This window comes from Pseudomonas sp. B8(2017), assembly GCF_002113575.1.
Classification (GTDB): domain Bacteria; phylum Pseudomonadota; class Gammaproteobacteria; order Pseudomonadales; family Pseudomonadaceae; genus Aquipseudomonas; species Aquipseudomonas putida_Z.
The window spans coordinates 23,723-44,308 of sequence record NZ_NEIO01000013.1; the positions used below are offsets into that span (position 1 = coordinate 23,723).

General features: G+C 58.3%; 30 protein-coding genes. 28 read left to right on the top strand and 2 right to left on the bottom strand.

Annotated elements, in window-relative coordinates:
- Positions 1-16: 16 nt before the first annotated feature.
- The 25 genes from rpsS to bfr all read left to right on the top strand — a co-directional run bounded on the left by rpsS (position 17) and on the right by bfr (position 13,151).
- A complete protein-coding gene (gene rpsS, locus CAG22_RS18165) occupies positions 17-292 on the top strand; it encodes a 30S ribosomal protein S19 (protein WP_003255482.1) in 276 nt (91 codons plus the stop codon).
- Positions 293-303: 11 nt separating this feature from the next.
- Positions 304-636: a 50S ribosomal protein L22 gene (gene rplV / locus CAG22_RS18170; protein WP_003103908.1), complete on the top strand. Its 333-nt coding sequence runs from the start codon at positions 304-306 to the stop codon at positions 634-636.
- A 13-nt stretch (positions 637-649) separates the two neighbouring features.
- On the top strand, positions 650-1,336 hold the full coding sequence (gene rpsC / locus CAG22_RS18175) for a 30S ribosomal protein S3 (RefSeq protein ID WP_003255481.1): 687 nt from the start codon (positions 650-652) through the stop codon (positions 1,334-1,336).
- 12 nt (positions 1,337-1,348) lie between these two features.
- Positions 1,349-1,762: a 50S ribosomal protein L16 gene (gene rplP, locus CAG22_RS18180; RefSeq protein ID WP_003255479.1), complete on the top strand. Its 414-nt coding sequence runs from the start codon at positions 1,349-1,351 to the stop codon at positions 1,760-1,762.
- Positions 1,762-1,953: a 50S ribosomal protein L29 gene (gene rpmC / locus CAG22_RS18185; RefSeq protein WP_002555481.1), complete on the top strand. Its 192-nt coding sequence runs from the start codon at positions 1,762-1,764 to the stop codon at positions 1,951-1,953. Before rplP ends, rpmC begins: the two co-directional genes overlap by 1 nt.
- Positions 1,954-1,955: 2 nt before the next feature.
- Positions 1,956-2,222, top strand: coding sequence for a 30S ribosomal protein S17 (rpsQ, locus tag CAG22_RS18190; RefSeq protein WP_003255478.1), 267 nt, complete (start codon positions 1,956-1,958; stop codon positions 2,220-2,222).
- A 23-nt stretch (positions 2,223-2,245) separates the two neighbouring features.
- Positions 2,246-2,614, top strand: coding sequence for a 50S ribosomal protein L14 (gene rplN / locus CAG22_RS18195; protein ID WP_002555479.1), 369 nt, complete (start codon positions 2,246-2,248; stop codon positions 2,612-2,614).
- Positions 2,615-2,625: 11 nt separating this feature from the next.
- The gene (gene rplX / locus CAG22_RS18200; RefSeq protein WP_016715319.1) at positions 2,626-2,940 is read left to right on the top strand and encodes a 50S ribosomal protein L24; all 315 of its coding nucleotides are present in this window, start codon (positions 2,626-2,628) and stop codon (positions 2,938-2,940) included.
- A gap of 20 nt (positions 2,941-2,960) precedes the next feature.
- A complete protein-coding gene (rplE, locus tag CAG22_RS18205) occupies positions 2,961-3,500 on the top strand; it encodes a 50S ribosomal protein L5 (RefSeq protein WP_003257095.1) in 540 nt (179 codons plus the stop codon).
- A gap of 13 nt (positions 3,501-3,513) precedes the next feature.
- Positions 3,514-3,819, top strand: a complete 306-nt coding sequence (gene rpsN, locus CAG22_RS18210; protein WP_013970638.1) for a 30S ribosomal protein S14 — start codon at positions 3,514-3,516, stop codon at positions 3,817-3,819.
- A 209-nt stretch (positions 3,820-4,028) separates the two neighbouring features.
- Positions 4,029-4,421, top strand: a complete 393-nt coding sequence (rpsH, locus tag CAG22_RS18215) for a 30S ribosomal protein S8 (RefSeq protein WP_009681971.1) — start codon at positions 4,029-4,031, stop codon at positions 4,419-4,421.
- A gap of 12 nt (positions 4,422-4,433) precedes the next feature.
- Positions 4,434-4,967: a 50S ribosomal protein L6 gene (gene rplF, locus CAG22_RS18220; protein ID WP_009681972.1), complete on the top strand. Its 534-nt coding sequence runs from the start codon at positions 4,434-4,436 to the stop codon at positions 4,965-4,967.
- 10 nt (positions 4,968-4,977) lie between these two features.
- Positions 4,978-5,328, top strand: a complete 351-nt coding sequence (gene rplR, locus CAG22_RS18225) for a 50S ribosomal protein L18 (RefSeq protein ID WP_009397496.1) — start codon at positions 4,978-4,980, stop codon at positions 5,326-5,328.
- Between the two features lie 3 nt (positions 5,329-5,331).
- Positions 5,332-5,832 carry a 30S ribosomal protein S5 gene (gene rpsE / locus CAG22_RS18230; protein ID WP_003255465.1) on the top strand — a complete coding sequence of 167 codons (501 nt, stop codon included), beginning with the start codon at positions 5,332-5,334 and terminating at the stop codon, positions 5,830-5,832.
- Between the two features lie 2 nt (positions 5,833-5,834).
- A complete protein-coding gene (gene rpmD, locus CAG22_RS18235) occupies positions 5,835-6,011 on the top strand; it encodes a 50S ribosomal protein L30 (RefSeq protein WP_003255463.1) in 177 nt (58 codons plus the stop codon).
- 3 nt (positions 6,012-6,014) lie between these two features.
- Positions 6,015-6,449 (top strand): 50S ribosomal protein L15, encoded by a 435-nt coding sequence (rplO, locus tag CAG22_RS18240; protein ID WP_003257107.1) that lies wholly within the window; start codon positions 6,015-6,017, stop codon positions 6,447-6,449.
- On the top strand, positions 6,450-7,781 hold the full coding sequence (gene secY, locus CAG22_RS18245) for a preprotein translocase subunit SecY (RefSeq protein WP_003257108.1): 1,332 nt from the start codon (positions 6,450-6,452) through the stop codon (positions 7,779-7,781).
- Positions 7,782-7,809: 28 nt separating this feature from the next.
- Positions 7,810-7,926: a 50S ribosomal protein L36 gene (gene rpmJ, locus CAG22_RS18250; RefSeq protein ID WP_002555468.1), complete on the top strand. Its 117-nt coding sequence runs from the start codon at positions 7,810-7,812 to the stop codon at positions 7,924-7,926.
- A gap of 131 nt (positions 7,927-8,057) precedes the next feature.
- Positions 8,058-8,414, top strand: coding sequence for a 30S ribosomal protein S13 (rpsM, locus tag CAG22_RS18255; protein ID WP_003257112.1), 357 nt, complete (start codon positions 8,058-8,060; stop codon positions 8,412-8,414).
- 18 nt (positions 8,415-8,432) lie between these two features.
- Positions 8,433-8,822: a 30S ribosomal protein S11 gene (gene rpsK, locus CAG22_RS18260; protein WP_003255454.1), complete on the top strand. Its 390-nt coding sequence runs from the start codon at positions 8,433-8,435 to the stop codon at positions 8,820-8,822.
- A gap of 15 nt (positions 8,823-8,837) precedes the next feature.
- Positions 8,838-9,458 carry a 30S ribosomal protein S4 gene (rpsD, locus tag CAG22_RS18265; RefSeq protein WP_003257114.1) on the top strand — a complete coding sequence of 207 codons (621 nt, stop codon included), beginning with the start codon at positions 8,838-8,840 and terminating at the stop codon, positions 9,456-9,458.
- Positions 9,459-9,480: 22 nt separating this feature from the next.
- A complete protein-coding gene (gene rpoA, locus CAG22_RS18270; RefSeq protein WP_003255452.1) occupies positions 9,481-10,482 on the top strand; it encodes a DNA-directed RNA polymerase subunit alpha in 1,002 nt (333 codons plus the stop codon).
- A 42-nt stretch (positions 10,483-10,524) separates the two neighbouring features.
- Positions 10,525-10,911 (top strand): 50S ribosomal protein L17, encoded by a 387-nt coding sequence (gene rplQ / locus CAG22_RS18275; RefSeq protein WP_003255451.1) that lies wholly within the window; start codon positions 10,525-10,527, stop codon positions 10,909-10,911.
- A 172-nt stretch (positions 10,912-11,083) separates the two neighbouring features.
- Positions 11,084-12,523, top strand: a complete 1,440-nt coding sequence (locus CAG22_RS18280; protein ID WP_085693136.1) for a catalase — start codon at positions 11,084-11,086, stop codon at positions 12,521-12,523.
- A gap of 163 nt (positions 12,524-12,686) precedes the next feature.
- Complete coding sequence (bfr, locus tag CAG22_RS18285; protein WP_003257116.1) at positions 12,687-13,151, top strand: bacterioferritin; 465 nt, start codon at positions 12,687-12,689, stop codon at positions 13,149-13,151.
- 134 nt (positions 13,152-13,285) lie between these two features.
- Here bfr and uvrA read toward each other — a convergent pair whose 3' ends face one another.
- Positions 13,286-16,120 carry an excinuclease ABC subunit UvrA gene (gene uvrA / locus CAG22_RS18290; RefSeq protein WP_075044431.1) on the bottom strand — a complete coding sequence of 945 codons (2,835 nt, stop codon included), beginning with the start codon at positions 16,118-16,120 and terminating at the stop codon, positions 13,286-13,288.
- A gap of 129 nt (positions 16,121-16,249) precedes the next feature.
- On the opposite strand from uvrA, the gene CAG22_RS18295 reads away from it, so the two are divergent.
- The 3 genes from CAG22_RS18295 (at position 16,250) to CAG22_RS18305 (ending at position 18,965) form a co-directional block, all read left to right on the top strand.
- Positions 16,250-17,644 (top strand): MFS transporter, encoded by a 1,395-nt coding sequence (locus tag CAG22_RS18295; protein WP_025337493.1) that lies wholly within the window; start codon positions 16,250-16,252, stop codon positions 17,642-17,644.
- A gap of 9 nt (positions 17,645-17,653) precedes the next feature.
- Complete coding sequence (locus CAG22_RS18300; RefSeq protein WP_021783897.1) at positions 17,654-18,196, top strand: single-stranded DNA-binding protein; 543 nt, start codon at positions 17,654-17,656, stop codon at positions 18,194-18,196.
- 310 nt (positions 18,197-18,506) lie between these two features.
- A complete protein-coding gene (locus CAG22_RS18305; protein WP_170929319.1) occupies positions 18,507-18,965 on the top strand; it encodes a hypothetical protein in 459 nt (152 codons plus the stop codon).
- 232 nt (positions 18,966-19,197) lie between these two features.
- On the opposite strand, the gene CAG22_RS18310 is transcribed toward CAG22_RS18305, so the two are convergent.
- Complete coding sequence (locus tag CAG22_RS18310; RefSeq protein ID WP_085705889.1) at positions 19,198-20,580, bottom strand: PLP-dependent aminotransferase family protein; 1,383 nt, start codon at positions 20,578-20,580, stop codon at positions 19,198-19,200.
- Between the last annotated feature and the right edge of the window lie 6 nt (positions 20,581-20,586).

Consider the following 20,586-nt stretch of genomic DNA (forward strand, 5'->3'; position numbering starts at 1 on the left):
CTAGAGGGATACGACAGTGCCACGTTCTCTGAAAAAAGGTCCTTTTATCGATCTTCACCTGCTGAAGAAGGTCGAAGTGGCGGTGGAGAAGAACGATCGCAAGCCAGTTAAAACCTGGTCGCGCCGTTCGATGATCCTGCCACAAATGGTCGGTCTGACCATCGCGGTACACAACGGTCGTCAACATGTCCCAGTTCTGGTGAACGAAGACATGGTCGGCCACAAACTGGGCGAGTTCGCCGGTACCCGCACCTATCGCGGGCACGTGGCTGACAAGAAAGCCAAGCGTTAAGGGGTAAGGAAATGGAAGTAGCCGCTAAGTTGTCGGGCGCTCGCATCTCCGCCCAGAAAGCCCGCTTGGTCGCCGACCAGATCCGCGGGAAGAAGGTGGGCGAAGCGCTCAACCTGTTGGCCTTCAGCAGCAAAAAAGCCGCTGAAATCATGAAGAAAGTCCTCGAGTCGGCCGTTGCCAACGCCGAACACAACGAAGGCGCAGACGTTGATGACCTGAAGGTCTCCACCGTCTTCGTCAACGAAGGGCGTTCGCTGAAGCGCATCATGCCACGTGCCAAAGGCCGTGCTGATCGCATCGTCAAGCGGTCTTGCCATATCACTGTCAAGGTTGCGGACAAGTAACGGAGTCGATCAGATGGGTCAGAAAGTACATCCCACTGGCATTCGCCTGGGAATCGTCAAGGAGCACACCTCCGTCTGGTACGCAGACGGTGCTACTTACGCAGATTACCTGTTGAAGGATCTGAAAACGCGTGAGTACCTCCAGGACAAACTAAAAAGCGCGTCCGTAAGCCGTATCGATATTCATCGTCCGGCTCAAACTGCACGCATCACCATCCACACCGCTCGTCCCGGTATCGTTATCGGTAAGAAAGGTGAAGATGTCGAGAAGCTGCGTCAGGACCTGACCAAGCAGATGGGTGTGCCTGTGCACATCAACATCGAAGAGATCCGCAAGCCGGAACTCGACGCTATGCTGGTTGCGCAGAGCGTAGCTCAGCAGCTGGAACGCCGCGTAATGTTCCGTCGCGCCATGAAGCGCGCCGTACAGAACGCCATGCGTATTGGTGCCAAGGGCATCAAGATCCAGGTGAGCGGTCGTCTCGGCGGTGCTGAGATTGCTCGTACCGAGTGGTATCGCGAAGGTCGTGTGCCTCTGCACACCCTGCGTGCCGATATCGACTACAACACCTACGAAGCTCACACCACTTACGGTGTGATCGGTGTGAAGGTTTGGATCTTCAAAGGCGAAGTTATTGGTGGTCGCCAAGAAGAACTGAAACCACAAGCACCAGCGCCTCGTAAAAAAGCTGCTAAGTAAGGGGTACGCCAAATGTTGCAACCAAAGCGTACAAAATTCCGCAAGCAGATGACTGGCCACAACCGTGGTCTGGCACTGCGCGGTAGCAAAGTCAGCTTCGGCGAATTCGCCCTGAAAGCTGTTGCTCGCGGTCGCCTCACCGCTCGCCAGATCGAGTCCGCACGTCGTGCGCTGACCCGTCACGTAAAACGTGGCGGTAAGATCTGGATCCGTGTGTTCCCGGACAAGCCGATCTCCAAGAAGCCTCTCGAGGTTCGTATGGGTAAAGGTAAGGGTTCCGTGGAATACTGGGTTGCCCAGATTCAGCCAGGCAAAGTCCTGTATGAAATCGAGGGTGTTTCTGAAGAGCTGGCGCGCGAAGCTTTCGCCCTGGCTGCTGCAAAGCTGCCTCTCGCCACCTCCTTTGTTAAGCGGACGGTGATGTGATGAAAGCGAATGAACTTCGTGAAAAATCGGCACAGCAACTGAATGAGCAACTGCTCGGCTTGCTGCGCGACCAGTTCAATCTGCGTATGCAGAAAGCAACTGGCCAGTTGGGGCAGTCGCACCTGCTCTCGCAAGTTAAGCGTGACATCGCTCGCGTGAAAACTGTGCTCAACCAGCAGGCAGGTAAGTGATCATGGCTGAAGCTGAAAAAACCGTCCGTACGCTGACTGGCCGTGTCGTCAGCGACAAAATGGACAAGACCATCACCGTTCTGATCGAGCGTCGCGTAAAGCACCCGATCTACGGTAAATACGTTAAGCGTTCGACTAAGCTGCACGCGCACGACGAAGCCAACCAGTGCAAGATCGGCGACAAGGTTTCCATCCGTGAAACCCGTCCGCTGGCCAAGACCAAGTCCTGGGCACTGGTTGAAGTCCTCGAACGCGCTGTTGAAGTCTAAGGGCTAGGGGTCGGAGAAATTTTATGATTCAGACTCAATCCATGCTCGATGTGGCCGATAACAGCGGCGCTCGTCGCGTCATGTGCATCAAGGTGCTCGGCGGTTCGCACCGCCGTTACGCCGGCATCGGTGACATCATCAAGGTAACCGTCAAGGAAGCAATTCCGCGCGGTAAGGTCAAGAAAGGCCAAGTGATGACCGCTGTTGTAGTGCGCACCCGTCACGGTGTTCGTCGCGCTGACGGTTCCATCATTCGTTTCGACGGCAACGCTGCTGTTCTGCTGAACAACAAGCAAGAGCCGATCGGCACTCGCATCTTCGGGCCAGTGACCCGTGAACTTCGTACTGAGAAGTTCATGAAGATCGTCTCGCTCGCCCCTGAAGTGCTGTAAGGAGATCCGACATGCAAAAGATTCGTCGTGACGACGAGATCATCGTGATCGCCGGCAAAGACAAAGGTAAGCGCGGTAAGGTGCTGAAGGTTCTGGCTGATGACCGTCTGGTCGTTGGTGGTGTGAACCTGGTCAAGCGTCATACCAAGCCTAACCCGATGGCGGGCGTACAGGGCGGTATCGTCGAAAAAGAAGCGCCTCTGCACGCTTCCAACGTTGCCATCTTCAACGGCGAAACCAACAAGGCTGACCGCGTTGGTTTCAAAGTAGAAGACGGTAAAAAAATTCGTGTCTTCAAGTCGACCCAAAAAGCGGTTGATGCTTGAACACTGCTAGGTAGAAGACCATGGCACGACTGAAAGAGATTTACCGGAACGAAATCGCTCCTAAGCTTAAGGAAGAACTTAAGCTGTCGAACGTGATGGAAGTTCCGCGCGTTACCAAGATCACCCTGAACATGGGTCTGGGCGAAGCGATCGGCGACAAGAAAGTCATCGAGCACGCTGTTGCCGACCTGGAAAAGATCACCGGTCAAAAGCCGGTCGTGACTTTCGCTCGTAAATCCATCGCGGGCTTCAAAGTCCGTGAAGGCTGGCCGATCGGTGTCAAGGTGACCCTGCGTCGCGACAAGATGTACGAATTCCTGGACCGCCTGCTGGCGATCTCCCTGCCTCGGGTTCGCGACTTCCGCGGCCTGAATGCCAAGTCCTTCGATGGCCGTGGTAACTACAGCATGGGCGTGAAAGAGCAGATCATCTTCCCGGAAATCGACTACGACAAGATCGATGCTCTGCGCGGTTTGGACATCACCCTGACCACCACTGCTCGTTCGGACGACGAAGGCCGCGCTCTGCTGCGTGCTTTCAAGTTCCCGTTCCGCAACTGATTGGAGTAGGAAAATGGCCAAGAAGAGCATGAAAAACCGCGAGCTGAAGCGTCAGCTCACGGTAGCCAAGTACGCCAAAAAGCGTGCCGAGCTGAAAGCGACCATCGTCAACCTGAACGCCTCTCCTGAAGAGCGTTTCGCTGCCGTTGTCGCCCTGCAGAAGCAGCCACGTGATGCCTCCGCTTCGCGTCTGCGCAACCGTTGCCGCCTGACCGGTCGTCCTCACGGTGTATACCGTAAGTTCGGCCTGGGCCGTAACATGCTGCGTCAAGCTGCAATGCGCGGTGACGTACCAGGTCTGGTCAAGGCCTCCTGGTAATCGCTGCAGGCTGGATCCCGGCGGAAGGGGAGCAATCTTCCGACCGCCGGTGACCTCGCCAACAAACAAGCCCCTATATGGGGCTTGTTTCGTTTCTACCTTGTGTCTAGAATGACCGGCTCACCTGAGCCTGGGTTTTTTGCCCTGTCCGCTCGGGTGGTTGTGATAGCCGCAAGGCTAATAATTCTTGTATCAGGAGCATCTAGCCCATGAGTATGCAGGACCCGTTAGCGGACATGCTAACTCGCATCCGTAATGCCCAGATGGCTGAAAAGTCCGTCGTAAGCATGCCTTCCTCCACCCTGAAGGTCGCGGTTGCCAAAGTTCTGAAAGACGAAGGTTACATCGCCGGCTACCAGGTAACTGGTGAGGCCAAGCCTTCCCTGTCGATCGAACTGAAGTACTTCGAAGGCCGTCCGGTCATCGAGGAACTGAAGCGCTCCAGCCGTCCAGGCCTGCGCCAGTACAAGTCCGTCGCAGAGCTGCCGAAAGTACGTGGCGGTCTGGGCGTGTCTATCGTCTCCACCAACAAAGGTGTGATGACTGATCGCGCTGCACGCGCTGCCGGTGTCGGCGGCGAAGTTCTGTGCACAGTGTTCTAAGGGGAGATAGGCATGTCTCGCGTCGCTAAGAACCCCGTTAAGCTGCCAGCAGGCGTCGAAGTCAAATTCGCCGGCCAGCAGCTTTCGGTGAAGGGTGCCAAAGGCACTCTCGAACTGAACGTTCACTCGTCTGTTGAAGTTACCGAAGAGTCTGGCGAGCTGCGTTTCGTCGCTCGCAACGGTGACCAGCAAGCTCGCGCCATGGCCGGTACCACCCGCGCTCTGGTGAACAACATGGTCCAGGGCGTAAGCCAAGGCTTCGAGCGCAAGCTCCAGCTGGTCGGTGTTGGTTACAAGGCACAGGCCAAGGGCACCGTCCTGAACCTGGCCCTGGGCTTCTCGCACCCAGTGGACTACGAACTGCCAGCCGGTATCACCGCTGAAACCCCAAGCCAGACCGACATCCTGATCAAGGGTATCGACAAGCAGCTGGTGGGTCAGGTGGCCGCTGAAATCCGCGACTTCCGTCCGCCAGAGCCTTACAAAGGCAAGGGTGTGCGTTACGCGGACGAAGTAGTCCGTCGTAAAGAAGCCAAGAAGAAGTAGGGCCTAGCAAATGACCGACAAAAAAGTTACTCGACTGCGTCGCGCTCGCAAAGCACGTCTCAAGATGCACGAACTCGAAGTCGTGCGCCTGTGCGTGTTCCGCTCCTCGCAGCACATCTACGCCCAGGTCATTTCGGCCGACGGCAGCAAGGTTCTGGCAAGCGCCTCGACCTTGGACAAAGAACTGCGTGATGGCGCCACTGGCAACATCGACGCGGCCACTAAGGTTGGCAAGCTGGTAGCTGAGCGTGCGAAAGCCGCCGGTGTATCTCAAGTTGCCTTTGACCGTTCCGGCTTCAAGTACCATGGCCGCGTCAAAGCGCTGGCTGATGCTGCTCGTGAAGGCGGGCTGGAGTTCTAAGTTATGGCAAATAACGATCAAAAGCGCGACGAAGGCTACATCGAGAAGCTGGTTCAAGTTAACCGCGTTGCCAAAACCGTAAAAGGCGGCCGTATCTTCACCTTCACCGCGCTGACCGTGGTAGGTGATGGTAAAGGTCGTGTTGGCTTCGGCCGTGGCAAGTCGCGCGAAGTACCTGCCGCGATCCAGAAAGCCATGGAAGCTGCTCGCCGCAACATGATCCAGGTTGACCTGAAGGGCACCACCCTGCAGTACGCCACCAAGGCTGCCCACGGCGCCTCGAAGGTTTACATGCAGCCTGCCTCGGAAGGTACCGGTATCATCGCCGGTGGCGCAATGCGTGCTGTCCTGGAAGTTGCTGGTGTTCAGAACGTTCTGGCCAAGTGCTACGGTTCGACCAACCCAGTGAACGTGGTTTACGCCACCTTCAAGGGTCTGAAAGCCATGCAATCTCCTGAATCCATTGCTGCCAAGCGCGGCAAGAGCGTCGAGGAGATCTTCTGATCATGGCAACCGTAAAAGTAACGCTGATCAAGAGCGTCTCGGGCCGTCTGCCTAACCACAAGCTGTGCGTTAAGGGCCTGGGTCTGCGTCGCATCGGTCACACTGTAGAAGTCCAGGATACTCCCGAAAACCGCGGGATGATCAACAAGGCTTACTACATGCTGAAGGTCGAGGGTTAATCGATGAAACTCAATGATCTGAGTCCAGCGCCGGGTTCCCGTCGCGAGAAGCATCGTCCAGGTCGTGGTATCGGTAGCGGTCTGGGTAAGACCGGCGGCCGTGGCCACAAAGGTCAGACTTCCCGTTCGGGTGGTTCGATCGCTCCTGGCTTCGAAGGCGGTCAACAGCCGCTGCACCGTCGTCTGCCGAAGTTCGGCTTCGTTTCCCTGAAAGCCATGGACCGCGCCGAAGTGCGTCTGTCCGAGCTGGCCAAGGTGGAAGGCGACGTGATCTCCGTGCAATCCCTGAAGGATGCCAACGTGATCGGCCAGAACGTACAGCGCGTGAAAATCATGCTGTCTGGCGAAGTCACTCGCGCAGTCACCATCAAGGGTATCGCAGCCACCAAGGGTGCGCGTGCGGCTATCGAAGCAGCTGGCGGCAAGTTCGAGGAATAAATGGCTAAGCAAGGTGCTCTCTCTTCGCTCGGTAAGGGCGGGATGTCGGAACTCTGGGCTCGTCTGCGCTTTCTGTTCATGGCGATCATCGTCTATCGGATAGGTGCGCATATCCCGGTTCCTGGCATCAATCCAGACCGTCTGGCGGATCTGTTTCGGCAGAATGAGGGGACCATTCTTAGCTTGTTCAACATGTTTTCCGGTGGCGCGCTCGAGCGCATGAGCATCTTTGCACTGGGGATCATGCCGTACATCTCGGCATCGATCATCATGCAACTGATGACGGCGGTCAGCCCGCAACTGGAGCAGTTGAAGAAGGAAGGTGAAGCTGGCCGTCGCAAGATCAGCCAGTACACCCGCTACGGCACCGTTATCCTGGCACTGGTTCAAGCCATTGGCATGTCCATTGGCCTGGCCAACCAGGGCGTGGCGTTTTCTGTAGGCCTGGGCTTCCATGTCGTCGCCGTCTCCACCTTCGTGGCGGGCGCGATGTTCATGATGTGGCTGGGCGAGCAGATCACCGAGCGCGGTGTGGGCAACGGTATCTCGATGTTGATCTTCGCGGGTATCGTTGCCGGTCTTCCGAGAGCAATCGGGCAGTCTTTCGAGTCTGCACGCACAGGCGATATCAACATTTTCGCCCTGGTCGCTATCGGTTTGCTGGCAGTAGCGATTATCGGCTTCGTGGTGTTCATTGAGCGTGGTCAGCGTCGTATCGCCGTTCACTACGCCAAGCGTCAGCAGGGCCGCAAGGTCTTCGCTGCGCAGACCAGCCACTTGCCGCTGAAGGTGAACATGGCGGGGGTTATCCCGGCCATTTTCGCGAGCAGCATTCTGCTGTTCCCGGCTTCGCTGGGTGCCTGGTTCGGTCAGTCCGAAGGTATGGGCTGGCTGCAGGACATCTCGCAGTCGATCGCTCCTGGTCAGCCGTTGAACATTCTGCTGTTTAGTGCAGGGATCATTTTCTTCTGCTTCTTCTACACAGCGCTGATGTTCAACCCGAAAGACGTAGCGGAAAACCTGAAGAAGTCCGGTGCCTTTATTCCGGGTATCCGTCCTGGTGAGCAGTCGGCACGCTACATTGATGGCGTTCTGACCCGTCTGACCATGTTCGGTGCTCTTTACATGATGGCCGTCTGCCTTCTGCCCCAGTTCCTGGTGGTGGCAGCAAATGTGCCGTTCTACCTTGGCGGGACCTCGTTGCTGATTGTGGTAGTGGTTGTGATGGACTTCATGTCCCAAGTACAATCGCACCTCGTTTCGCACCAGTACGAATCCCTGATGAAGAAAGCCAACCTGAAAGGCTACGGTGGCAGCGGTCTGCTGCGCTGATACGCCCCTAAGGTTCGAGGAGTCGGTAATGAAAGTTCGTGCATCGGTGAAAAAGCTGTGCCGTAACTGCAAGATCATCCGTCGCGAAGGCGTCGTACGAGTGATCTGCAGCGCGGAACCGCGTCACAAACAGCGCCAAGGCTGAGTGTGATCTGCGCTTCAAACCCAGCAGCTAGTGTGCTGCTGGGTTGATTATTCGTTTCTACAGCGATATTATCTCGCGCCCTATTTCTTGGCTTCCGGGGCGTAGGTAGCTGTCAATTGGAGTCCCACTGAATGGCCCGTATTGCAGGCGTCAACATTCCAGATAACAAGCATGCTGTTATCTCGCTGACCTACATCTATGGTGTCGGTCGCACTACTGCACAGAAGATCTGTGCAGACGCTGGTGTAAACCCAGCCGCTAAGATCAAGGATCTGAGCGACGAGCAAATCGAAACCCTGCGTGGCGAAGTCGCGAAGTTCACCACCGAAGGTGACCTGCGTCGTGACATCAACATGAAGATCAAGCGCTTGATGGACCTGGGTTGCTACCGCGGCCTGCGTCATCGTAAAGGTCTGCCGGTTCGCGGTCAGCGCACCAAGACCAACGCACGCACCCGTAAGGGCCCGCGTAAGCCGATCCGCAAGTAATCGCCCAGGAATATAGACATGGCAAAACCTGCTGCTCGTCCTCGTAAGAAAGTCAAAAAGACAGTGGTTGATGGCATCGCCCACATCCATGCCTCTTTCAACAACACCATCGTGACCATCACCGACCGTCAGGGCAACGCTTTGTCCTGGGCGACCTCCGGTGGTTCGGGTTTCCGTGGTTCGCGCAAATCCACCCCGTTCGCAGCCCAGATCGCTGCTGAGCGTGCTGGTCAAGCTGCGCTGGAATACGGTCTGAAGAACCTCGACGTAAACGTCAAGGGTCCAGGTCCAGGTCGTGAGTCCGCCGTTCGTGCACTGAACAGCTGCGGCTACAAGATCGCCAGCATCACCGACGTGACGCCAATCCCGCACAACGGGTGCCGTCCGCCGAAGAAGCGTCGCGTGTAATCAGGAGACAGATAAATGGCACGTTACATTGGTCCAAAATGCAAACTGTCTCGTCGTGAAGGCACTGACCTGTTCCTGAAGAGCGGCGTTCGCGCTCTGGAATCGAAGTGCAACATCGAAGCAGCCCCAGGTATCCACGGCCAGCGCCGTGGCCGTCAGTCCGACTACGGTACCCAGCTGCGCGAGAAGCAAAAAGTTCGTCGTATCTACGGTGTTCTGGAGCGTCAGTTCCGCGGTTACTACCAGGCTGCAGCCTCGAAAAAAGGCGCAACCGGTGAGAACCTGCTGCAACTGCTCGAGTGCCGTCTGGATAACGTCGTCTACCGTATGGGCTTCGGCTCGACTCGTTCCGAGTCCCGTCAGCTGGTTTCGCACAAAGCGATCAGCGTCAACGGTAAGACTGTAAACATTCCATCCTACCAAGTTCGTCCGGGTGACGTGGTCGCGGTTCGCGAGAAGTCGCTGAACCAGCTGCGCATTGTTCAAGCCCTTGAACTGTGCGCCCAGCGTGGCCGCGTTGAGTGGGTTGACGTGGATGCTGCTAAAAAGTCGGGCGTTTTCAAGAACGTTCCTGCTCGCAGCGACCTGTCTGCCGACATCAACGAGAACCTGATTGTCGAGCTCTACTCCAAGTAAGGGCTAGAAAATAGGTGCATCCATGCAGATTTCGGTAAATGAGTTCCTGACTCCCCGCCACATTGATGTGCAGGTAGTCAGTCCGACCCGCGCCAAGATTACGCTCGAGCCTCTCGAGCGTGGTTTCGGCCATACCCTGGGCAACGCGCTGCGCCGCATCCTGTTGTCCTCCATGCCTGGCTGTGCAGTAGTCGAGGCCGAGATCGACGGCGTACTCCACGAGTACTCCGCGATCGAAGGTGTTCAGGAAGACGTCATTGAAATCCTGTTGAACCTGAAAGGCCTGGCTATCAAACTGCACGGTCGTGACGAAGTTACGCTGACCTTGTCGAAAAAGGGTTCGGGGGTGGTTACCGCTGCCGATATTCAGCTGGATCACGATGTCGAGATCGTCAACCCCGATCACGTAATCGCGAACCTGGCGTCGAACGGCGCCCTGAACATGAAGCTCACTGTAGCTCGTGGTCGTGGTTACGAGCCGGCCGACTCCCGTCAAACCGACGAAGACGAAAGCCGTAGCATTGGCCGTCTGCAGTTGGACGCTTCGTTCAGCCCGGTGCGTCGTATCGCCTATGTGGTCGAGAACGCCCGTGTTGAACAGCGTACCAACCTGGACAAGCTGGTCATTGATCTGGAAACCAACGGCACCCTGGACCCTGAAGAGGCTATCCGCCGCGCTGCGACCATCCTGCAACAGCAGTTGGCCGCGTTCGTCGACCTCAAAGGTGACAGCGAGCCTGTCGTAGTCGAGCAGGAAGACGAGATCGATCCGATCCTGCTGCGTCCGGTTGACGACCTGGAACTGACTGTACGTTCGGCCAACTGCCTCAAGGCGGAGAACATCTACTACATCGGCGACCTGATTCAGCGTACCGAAGTAGAGCTGTTGAAGACTCCTAACCTGGGCAAGAAGTCCCTGACTGAAATCAAGGACGTCCTGGCCTCTCGTGGTCTGTCTCTCGGCATGCGCCTCGACAACTGGCCGCCTGCAAGTCTTAAGAAAGACGACAAGGCGACCGCCTGATCGTCGTAATCACCGAACGTAGTGTTTGGTAAGGAATGAATCATGCGTCATCGTAAAAGTGGACGTCACCTGAGCCGTACCAGCTCTCACCGCAAGGCTATGTTCCAGAACATGGCAGTGTCGCTGATCGAGCACGAGCTGATCAAAACCACCCTGCCGAAAGCCAAGGAACTGCGCCGCGTTGCCGAGCCGCTGATCACCCTGGCCAAGGAAGACAGCGTAGCTAACCGCCGTCTGGCCTTCGATCGTACCCGTTCGAAGTCCGCTGTTGGCAAGCTGTTCAACGACCTGGGCAAGCGTTACGCCACCCGTCAGGGCGGCTACCTGCGCATCCTGAAGTGCGGTTTCCGCGCTGGCGACAACGCTCCTATGGCGTACGTCGAGCTGGTTGATCGTCCGGTCGGCGGTGCTGTAGAAGCTGCTGAGTAAGACGTTCTGTCTGCTACAAAGAACCGGGCCTAGTGCCCGGTTTTTTGTTTCAAGATGTATTGTTTATTTCTATTGATGCAAGTCATGTAATGCATTTGTTCTTGTAACCTTGCTCGTCAATACTCTCTCCAGAGCCGATTAGCCGGCGCTTGAAGACCGATAAGGAGAGCCCATGAGCAAGATTCTCACCACCGCCAGCGGTGCACCTGTAGCAGACAACCAGAATTCCCGTTCCGCCGGCCCGCGCGGCCCGCTGCTGCTCGACGACTTCCACCTGATCGAGAAGCTCGCCCACTTCAACCGCGAGAACATTCCTGAGCGCCGCGTACACGCAAAAGGCTCGGGCGCCTACGGCACCTTTACCGTCACCCGCGATATCACCGATTACACCAGTGCCAAGTTGTTTGAACAGGTTGGCAAGCAGACCGAAACCTTCCTGCGCTTCTCCACCGTTGGTGGTGAGCGTGGCTCCGCTGATACCGAGCGCGATCCCCGTGGTTTTGCCGTCAAGTTCTACACCGAGGAAGGCAACTGGGACATCGTCGGCAACAACACGCCGGTGTTCTTCATCCGCGATCCACTGAAGTTTCCGGACTTTATCCACACCCAGAAGCGTCACCCACAATCCAACTTGAAGAACGCTCAGATGATGTGGGACTTCTGGTCGCACTCTCCCGAGGCACTGCATCAGGTCACCATTCTGTTCTCCGATCGTGGCATTCCGGACGGCTACCGCCACATGCACGGCTTCGGTAGCCATACCTACAGCCTGATCAATACCAAGGGTGAGCGCACCTGGGTCAAATGGCACTTCAAGACCCAGCAAGGCATCAAGAACCTCGCACCGGCAGATGCCGCGCGCCTGGCAGGTACTGACCCGGACTACGCCCAGCGCGACCTGTTCGAAGCCATCGAGCGGGGCGATTACCCACGCTGGACCGTGTGCATCCAGGTGATGAGCGAAGCCGATGCTGCCAGCCGCGACGAAAACCCCTTCGACGTGACCAAGACCTGGTCGCAGAAGGACTACCCGCTGATTGAAGTGGGCGTGCTGGAGCTCAACCGTAACCCGCTCAACTACTTTGCCGAGGTCGAGCAGGCTGCGTTTGGCCCAAGCAACATGGTACCGGGTGTTGGCCTGTCGCCGGACCGCATGCTGCAAGGGCGGGTATTCGCCTACGCCGACGCGCATCGCTACCGGGTGGGTACCAACCACCAGCAGCTGCCGGTGAATGCACCACGCTGCCCGGTCAACAGCTACCAGCGTGATGGTTCCATGGCCGCTGGCAGTTACGGCAGCGCGCCGAACTATGAGCCCAACAGCTACAGCGATGCACCGAAGCAGTCGCCACGCCACGCCGAGCCTGCACTGGCCCTGAATGGTTCCGCAGACCGTTACGACCACCGCGAAGACACCGACTACTACAGCCACGCCGGCGCGCTGTTCCGCCTGATGAACGATGAGCAGAAAGCCCTGCTGATAAACAACATTGCCGGCACCATGGCAGGCGTCAGCGAAGACGTGATCCAGCGTCAGTTGCAATACTTCTTCAAGGCCGATCCTGCCTATGGCGAAGGGGTTGCCAAGGCCTTGGGCATCAATCTCGCCTAAGTCGAAGTGATAAGAAGAACCGCCCTCATTTGGGCGGTTTTTCAATGAATATCACTACTGTTTAACCGATTTTTTGCTTCTAATTGCGCGGTTTTCAGTGACCGCAGGCAAAAGCTGGTTCACACTATGTGGCATAGACGTTTTCACATGGAGAAGCAGGGCGATGCAAGGTCACCCGGACGTAATCAACTACCTCGTTACGCTGCTGAAGGGCGAACTGGCGGCGCGTGACCAGTACTTCATTCACTCGCGTATGTACGAAGACTGGGGCCTGTCCAAGCTCTACGAGCGCATCAACCACGAAATGGAAGAAGAGACGCAGCACGCAGATGCCCTGATGCGTCGCATCCTCATGCTCGAAGGCACCCCTGACATGCGCGCGGACGACCTGGAAGTGGGCAGCACCGTGCCGGAAATGATCGAGGCTGACCTCAAGCTCGAGTACAAGGTACGCGGCGCGCTGTGCAAAGGCATCGAGCTGTGCGAGCTGCATAAGGACTACATCAGCCGCGACATCCTGCGCGCTCAGTTGGCTGATACCGAAGAAGATCACACCTACTGGCTGGAGAAGCAGCAGGGGCTGATCAAGGCCATTGGCCTGGAGAATTACCTGCAGTCGCAGATGTAAAAGCCTGGGCTGCTTTGCAGCCCTATCGCGACACAAGGCCGCTCCTACATTTGAACGCGTCAATCCAGAGATTACGCGATCGCCTGTAGGAGCGGCCTTGTGTCGCGAAAGGAGCGCAAAGCGCCCCCAGGGCCTTACGCCCGATCCCGCTCCAGCAACGGTTTCAGGTAGTGCCCGGTATACGACTGTTTCATCGTACTCAGTTCTTCTGGCGTACCGCAGGCAATGATCTGCCCACCTTTCGAGCCACCCTCCGGCCCCAGATCCACCAGCCAGTCCGCGGTCTTGATCACATCCAGGTTGTGCTCGATCACCACCACGGTATTGCCGTGGTCGCGCAGGCGATGCAGCACGTCCAGCAACTGCTGGATATCGGCAAAGTGCAGGCCCGTGGTTGGCTCATCGAGGATGTACAGGGTCTTGCCGGTGTCACGCTTGGACAGTTCGCGCGATAGCTTGACTCGCTGGGCCTCACCACCCGACAGGGTTGTCGCCGACTGCCCCAGCTTGATGTACGACAGCCCCACATCCATCAACGTCTGCAGCTTGCGCGCCAGCGCCGGCACTGCGTCGAAGAACTCGCGGGCATCCTCGATGGTCATCTCCAGCACCTCGTGGATGTTCTTGCCCTTGTACTTGATCTCCAGGGTTTCACGGTTGTAGCGCTTGCTCTTGCACACGTCGCACGGCACGTAGATGTCCGGCAGGAAGTGCATCTCCACCTTGATCAGGCCATCGCCCTGGCAGGCCTCGCAACGGCCCCCCTTGACGTTGAACGAGAAACGCCCCGGACCATAGCCGCGCGAACGCGATTCCGGCACACCGGAGAACAGCTCGCGGATCGGCGTGAAGATGCCGGTGTAGGTCGCCGGGTTAGAGCGAGGGGTGCGGCCGATCGGGCTCTGGTCGATATCCACCACCTTGTCCAGGTGCTGCAGGCCATCCATGCTGGCATGCGGCGCCGCTTCCAGGCTGCTTGCGCCATTCAGGGCGGTGGCGGCCAGTGGGAACAGGGTGTTGTTGATCAGCGTCGACTTGCCCGAGCCGGACACCCCGGTCACGCAGGTCAGCAGGCCGATCGGGACTTCCAGGTCGACGTTTTGCAGGTTGTTGCCACGCGCGCCCTTGAGCTTGAGTTGCAGCTTCTTGTTGCGCGGCGTGCGCTTGGCCGGCACGACGATCTTCTTGCGCCCGGACAGGTACTTGCCGGTCAGCGAGTCGGGGTGGGCCATGACCTCCTGCGGCGAGCCCTCGGCGACGATCTGCCCACCGTGCACGCCGGCTCCCGGGCCGATGTCCACCACGTAGTCGGCCAGGCGGATGGCGTCCTCGTCGTGTTCCACCACGATCACCGTGTTGCCCAGGTCGCGCAGGTGGTTGAGGGTGGCCAGCAGGCGGTCATTGTCACGCTGATGAAGGCCGATGGACGGCTCATCGAGGATGTACATCACTCCCACCAGGCCAGCGCCGATCTGGCTGGCCAGGCGGATACGCTGCGCTTCGCCACCGGACAGGGTATCGGCGCTGCGGTCCAGGGTGAGATAGTCGAGACCGACGTTGACCAGGAACTGCAGGCGCTCGCAGATTTCCTTGAGGATCTTCGCCGCAATCTCGCCACGGCGACCGGTCAGGGTCAGCTCGCCGAAATAGTTGCTGGCTTCACCGATCGGCAGATTGGTCACCGCCGGCAGGGTTTTTTCGCCCACCCACACGTGCCGTGCCTCACGGCGCAGGCGGGTGCCGCGGCAATCCGGGCAGGGCTGGGTGCCGAGGAACTTGGCCAGTTCTTCGCGCACGGTGGCCGACTCGGTCTCGCGGTAGCGACGCTCCAGGTTCGGCACGATGCCTTCGAACGGGTGCGAGCGCTTGACGATGTCGCCACGGTCGTTGAGGTACTTGAAGTCGACGCTCTGCTTGCCGCTGCCCTGAAGGATCACCTTCTGGTGCTCGGCCGAAAGCTGGCCGAATGGTTCCTCCAGGCTGAAGCCGTAATGCGCGGCCAGCGAGCCGAGCATCTGGAAGTAGTACACGTTGCGCCGGTCCCAGCCGCGGATTGCGCCTTCGGCCAAGGTGAGCTCGGCATTGACCAGGCGCTTGGTGTCGAAGAACTGCTTCACCCCCAGGCCATCGCAGGTCGGGCAGGCGCCGGCGGGGTTGTTGAAGGAGAACAGCTTCGGCTCCAGCTCGCTGATGGCATGACCACAGACCGGGCAGGCGAAACGCGCGGAGAAGATCGTCTCTTCGCCTTGTTCGTCATCCATCGGTGCCACCAGGGCGATGCCGTCGGCCAGCTTTAGCGCGGTCTCGAACGACTCGGCCAGGCGTTGTTGCAGGTCGGCGCGGACCTTGAAACGGTCCACCACCACATCGATGCTGTGTTTTTTCTGCTTGTCCAGCTTGGGCAGTTCGTCGAGTTCGTAGAGCTTGCCGTTTACCCGGGCGCGCACAAAGCCCTGGGCGCGCAGCTCGTCGAACACTGCCAGGTGCTCGCCCTTGCGCTCGCGCACCACCGGCGCCAGCAGCATCAGCTTGCTGCCTTCCGGGCGCTCCAGCACCAGGTCGACCATCTGGCTGATCGTTTGCGCCTCCAGCGGGATATCGTGATCCGGGCAGCGTGGGGTGCCGACGCGGGCGTACAGCAGGCGCAGATAGTCGTAGATTTCGGTGATGGTGCCGACCGTGGAGCGGGGGTTGTGCGAGGTCGACTTCTGCTCGATGGAAATGGCTGGCGACAGGCCCTCGATGGTATCGACGTCGGGCTTTTCCATCATCGACAGGAACTGCCGGGCGTAGGCCGACAGCGATTCCACATAGCGGCGCTGGCCTTCGGCGTACAGGGTGTCGAACGCCAGGGACGACTTGCCGGAACCGGACAGGCCGGTGATCACGATCAGCTTGTCCCGGGGCAGGGTCAGGTCGATGTTCTTCAGGTTGTGGGTACGTGCCCCACGAATCAGGATCTTGTCCACTGCGGCCTCGCTCGGCGGGCATAAACAAGGAAGTATACGGCGCGCTGCCAGTACGCGGCAAAGCGTCGCGTAGATGCCGTCAAGCTGTCGGACTGATAGAATCGCCGCCGGTTCACACGAGATTAATCCATGCACGACACCCACAACGAGCGCATGAGTGGCAGCGAAACCCGCGCCGCTGGCGGCCTGGCCCTGGTCTTTGCCTTTCGTATGCTGGGCATGTTCATGGTCTTGCCGGTGCTGGCCACCTACGGGATGGACCTGGCCGGTGCCACGCCTGCGCTGATCGGCCTGGCCATTGGTGCCTATGGCCTGACGCAGGCCGTATTGCAGATCCCGTTCGGGATGATTTCCGATCGCATCGGCCGCCGGCCGGTGATTTACCTGGGGTTGGTCATCTTTGCCCTGGGTAGTGTATTGGCGGCCCAGGCCGACTCCATCTGGGGAGTGATCGCCGGGCGTATCCTGCAGGGCGCCGGGGCGATTTCCGCTGCGGTCATGGCGCTGCTGTCCGACCTCACGCGCGAGCAGCACAGGACCAAGGCCATGGCCATGATCGGCATGAGCATCGGCCTGTCGTTTGCTGTCGCCATGGTCGTTGGCCCATTGCTGACTCGTGCCTTTGGCTTGTCAGGATTGTTCCTCGCCACGGCAGGACTTGCCTTGGTAGGCATCCTGCTGATCGCCTTTGTGGTGCCCAATACCCACAGCATCCTGCAGCACCGTGAGTCGGGTGTGGCGCGCCAGGCCATCGGCCCGACCCTGCGCCATCCGGACCTTCTGCGCCTGGATGTGGGCATCTTCATTCTCCACGCCATCCTCATGGCCAGCTTCGTCGCATTGCCACTGGCCTTTGTCGAGCGCGGCGGCCTGCCGAAGGAGCAGCACTGGTGGGTGTACCTGACCGCGTTGTTCATCTCATTTTTTGCAATGGTCCCGTTCATCATCTATGGCGAAAAAAAGCGCAAGATGAAACGCGTGCTGGCCGGGGCGGTCAGTGTGTTGCTGCTGGTGGAGGTGTTCTTCTGGCAGTGGGCTGACGGTTTGCGCGGACTGGTGATCGGCACCGTGGTATTCTTTACTGCATTCAACCTGCTGGAGGCATCGCTGCCTTCGCTGGTGAGCAAGGTGTCGCCTGCAGGTGGCAAGGGGACGGCAATGGGGGTCTACTCCACCAGCCAGTTCCTCGGCGCTGCCCTGGGAGGAATCCTCGGTGGCTGGTTGTTCCAGCACGGCGGGCTGAACATGGTGTTCCTCGGTTGTGCGGTACTGTGTGCCATCTGGTTGGTCGTCGCCTTGCGCATGAACGAGCCGCCCTATGTGACCAGCCTGCGCATGCCGCTGACGCCAGAGGCAGTCCGGGAAGCCGGCCTGACCGAGCGCCTGATGGCTGTGCCAGGTGTGACCGACGCCGTCGTGGTGGCGGAAGAAGCCGCCATCTATATCAAACTGGATACGAAAATTTTGGACCGTACGACCCTCGAGCGCCTGGTGAACCCGGCCTCTTCGGCGTGCGAAGCCTAGGAGAACGTTATGGCCCGTGGGGTTAACAAAGTCATTCTGGTCGGCACCTGTGGCCAGGATCCCGAAGTCCGCTACCTGCCCAACGGTAACGCCGTGACCAACCTGAGCCTGGCTACCAGCGAGCAGTGGACCGACAAGCAGTCGGGCCAGAAGGTCGAGCGTACCGAGTGGCACCGTGTGTCGCTGTTCGGCAAGGTTGCCGAAATCGCCGGCGAATACCTGCGCAAGGGTTCGCAGTGCTACATCGAAGGCAAGCTGCAGACCCGCGAGTGGGAAAAAGACGGCATCAAGCGCTACACCACCGAGATCATCGTCGACATCAACGGCACCATGCAGCTGCTCGGCGGTCGTCCGCAGGGCCAGCAGCAGGGCGGTGACCCGTACAACCAGGGTGGCGGCAACTACGGTGGCGGCCAGCAGCAGTACAACCAGGCCCCGCCACGTCAACAGGCCCAGCGCCCGCAACAGGCCCCTCAGCGCCCGGCACCGCAGCAGCCAGCCCCGCAGCCGGCGGCTGACTTCGACAGCTTCGATGACGATATTCCGTTCTGATCAAAGCCGTTAAGCAGCTGGCAAAAAACCAAAAACCCAAGGCAGATGTCTTGGGTTTTTTTATGAGCAAACAGTGGTAGTGCTGTGCGGGCTTTCCTATAAAAAGAAAGCGGCGAGAATAGGGCGCCAGCTTCGCGATATCGCGGGAATCTCGGCAGCCCATTGAGTAGGAAAAATGCCATAAGATAATGCAAAATTTATATGGTTATAGGAAACGCTGACCGTAAATGTCAGAGACTTCTGAAGTTCTAGTGGGGCGCACTTTTTCCTACCCTGATCGCTTAGTATTCACTTTTTAAAGGAGTGGATCATGAAAAGTGCTGAGAAGGAATGCCTGTTAGGTCAAATAAACCTGAAATCAGACGCGCGAAACTACGATGTCTCTGGTTTTTCCGAGATGTATGCAGCTCATCTTGAGGGGCCTGCTGGGGACGCTGCGTTTTACGGTCGAGTACTAATAGGCATTGGTTTCGCAATTTCCGCACTGGGCCTTGGCATCTTCCTGTTTGGTCCTGAGGTTATTTATTATGACCGGTTTTCAGGCCCCACTCTGATTCAACACATACAAGCGAACTCCGGCCTCGTTGCAATGGCCGGCGGGTTGATAATGGCGTGGGGCGGGAAGCGGCGGGATGACGGCATTGTTTATCGGGAGGATTTTCTCCTGTCCCATTACAAGTTTGTAACGGAAGATGGGCAAGATGTTAGTGGTCAGGTTTCTGTCCGATACCTGGAAGGAGATAATTTCAGTGTATTCATCGACTTGTAGTCGAGCGAGTATGTTCGAGCCTTGTTAGAGTCATATTCGTCATTGATTCAAGTTATGCCTCTTACTTGACAGTCTGCCCTCAGATCTTTTGGCTGGTGCCGTTCTACTGTACCGGTTTGGTTGACGGCTACAAATCAAGCCATGTGACACCGAGTGCCGTTTGGAGTGGCCTCGCGTCGCGAAACGGGCGCATAGTGCGCCAATGGCACGACTACACCAATACCAGTCCAGTTCAATAAAACAACCGCGGCTCCGGCGAGTCCAGCAAGCTGACCAGCTTGGTCAGGGCAAAGCCCAGTTCCTGGCGGCTGGGGGCCATCAGGGCGATGCGCACGCCGCAGTTGGCGTGGCTGCGTTCTGGCAGGAACTGGCTGCCACTGACTACCGTGACGCCGTTGTTACGCGCCAGGTTGGCGAATTCGTCGCTGGTCCACGGCTCGGGCAACTCCAGCCAGATGTGGAAGCTGTTGGGCTGGCTGCGGATCTTGTACTTGCCAAGGATCTCCCGGGCCATTTGCTGGCGCGCGGCCGCCTCCTCCTGTTGTTCCCGCACCAGCTGGTCGGCCATGCCGCTGTTGATCAGGTTGCTGGCCAGTTGCGCCATCAACGGTGATGGCATCCAGACGCTGCTGCGTACCATCGACGAAAGCCGCGAGAGGGTTTGCGGTGGGGCATACAGGTAACCGATGCGCAGTGCCGGCAGCACACATTTGGACAGGCTGGTGAGGTACACCGAGCGTTCGGGCGCATACGCCGCCAGTGGCTGGTAATCCGGTGCGGGTTCAAGGAAGCCGTAGATATCGTCATCGACGATGAACAGGTCGAACTCGCGGGCGATCTCTGCAATGGCCTGGCGCCGTGCGTGGGGCATGATCGAGTTGGTGGGGTTCTGGTGGGTGGTGACACACACCAACAGGGAAGGGCGATGCTCCAGGCAGGCCGCGCGCAATGCCTCGGGAATCAGGCCATGCTCGTCCATGGCCACGCCACGCAGGCGTCGGCCCATGCTGTGGGCCAGGGAGATGATGCCTGGGTAGCAGAACGACTCGCACAGCACCACATCGTCGCTCTTCGACAGGCTGCTGATGGCCACCAATAGTCCATGCTGGGCGCCAGAGGTCAGTACAACCTGTTGCCAGCGCGCATCAGGCAGCCAGCGCCGAATCCAGGCTGCACCTGCTTGTTTGTGGGAGGTGTGACCACCTTCTGTCACATAGTCGAGTACCTGTCCCAGGTCCGCAGAGGTGGCCAGCTCGCTGATCGCCGCACCCAGCCACTCACTCATGTGGGCGTCGTTGGGTTTGATGATCGAGAGATCGATCTGGCTGCTTTCGCCAGTAACTGGTGTGGGCACCGACGGGGCGGATAACCGCTGTCGCAACTGCCTGACAAATGTGCCACGGCCCACCTCTCCAACCACCAGGCCGCGCTTGGCCGCTTCGTCGTAGGCTCTTCCAACGGTGCCGGGGGTTACATTCAGTGCCTCGGCAAGGTCTTTGAGGGTGGGCAAACGATCGCCAGCTGCAAGCCGACCACTTTCGATGTCCTGTTCAAGAGCATTAGCGATCATCAGGTAAACCGGCTGGGTTTGATCGCCGTATTGAGGGACCCACATGGAAAT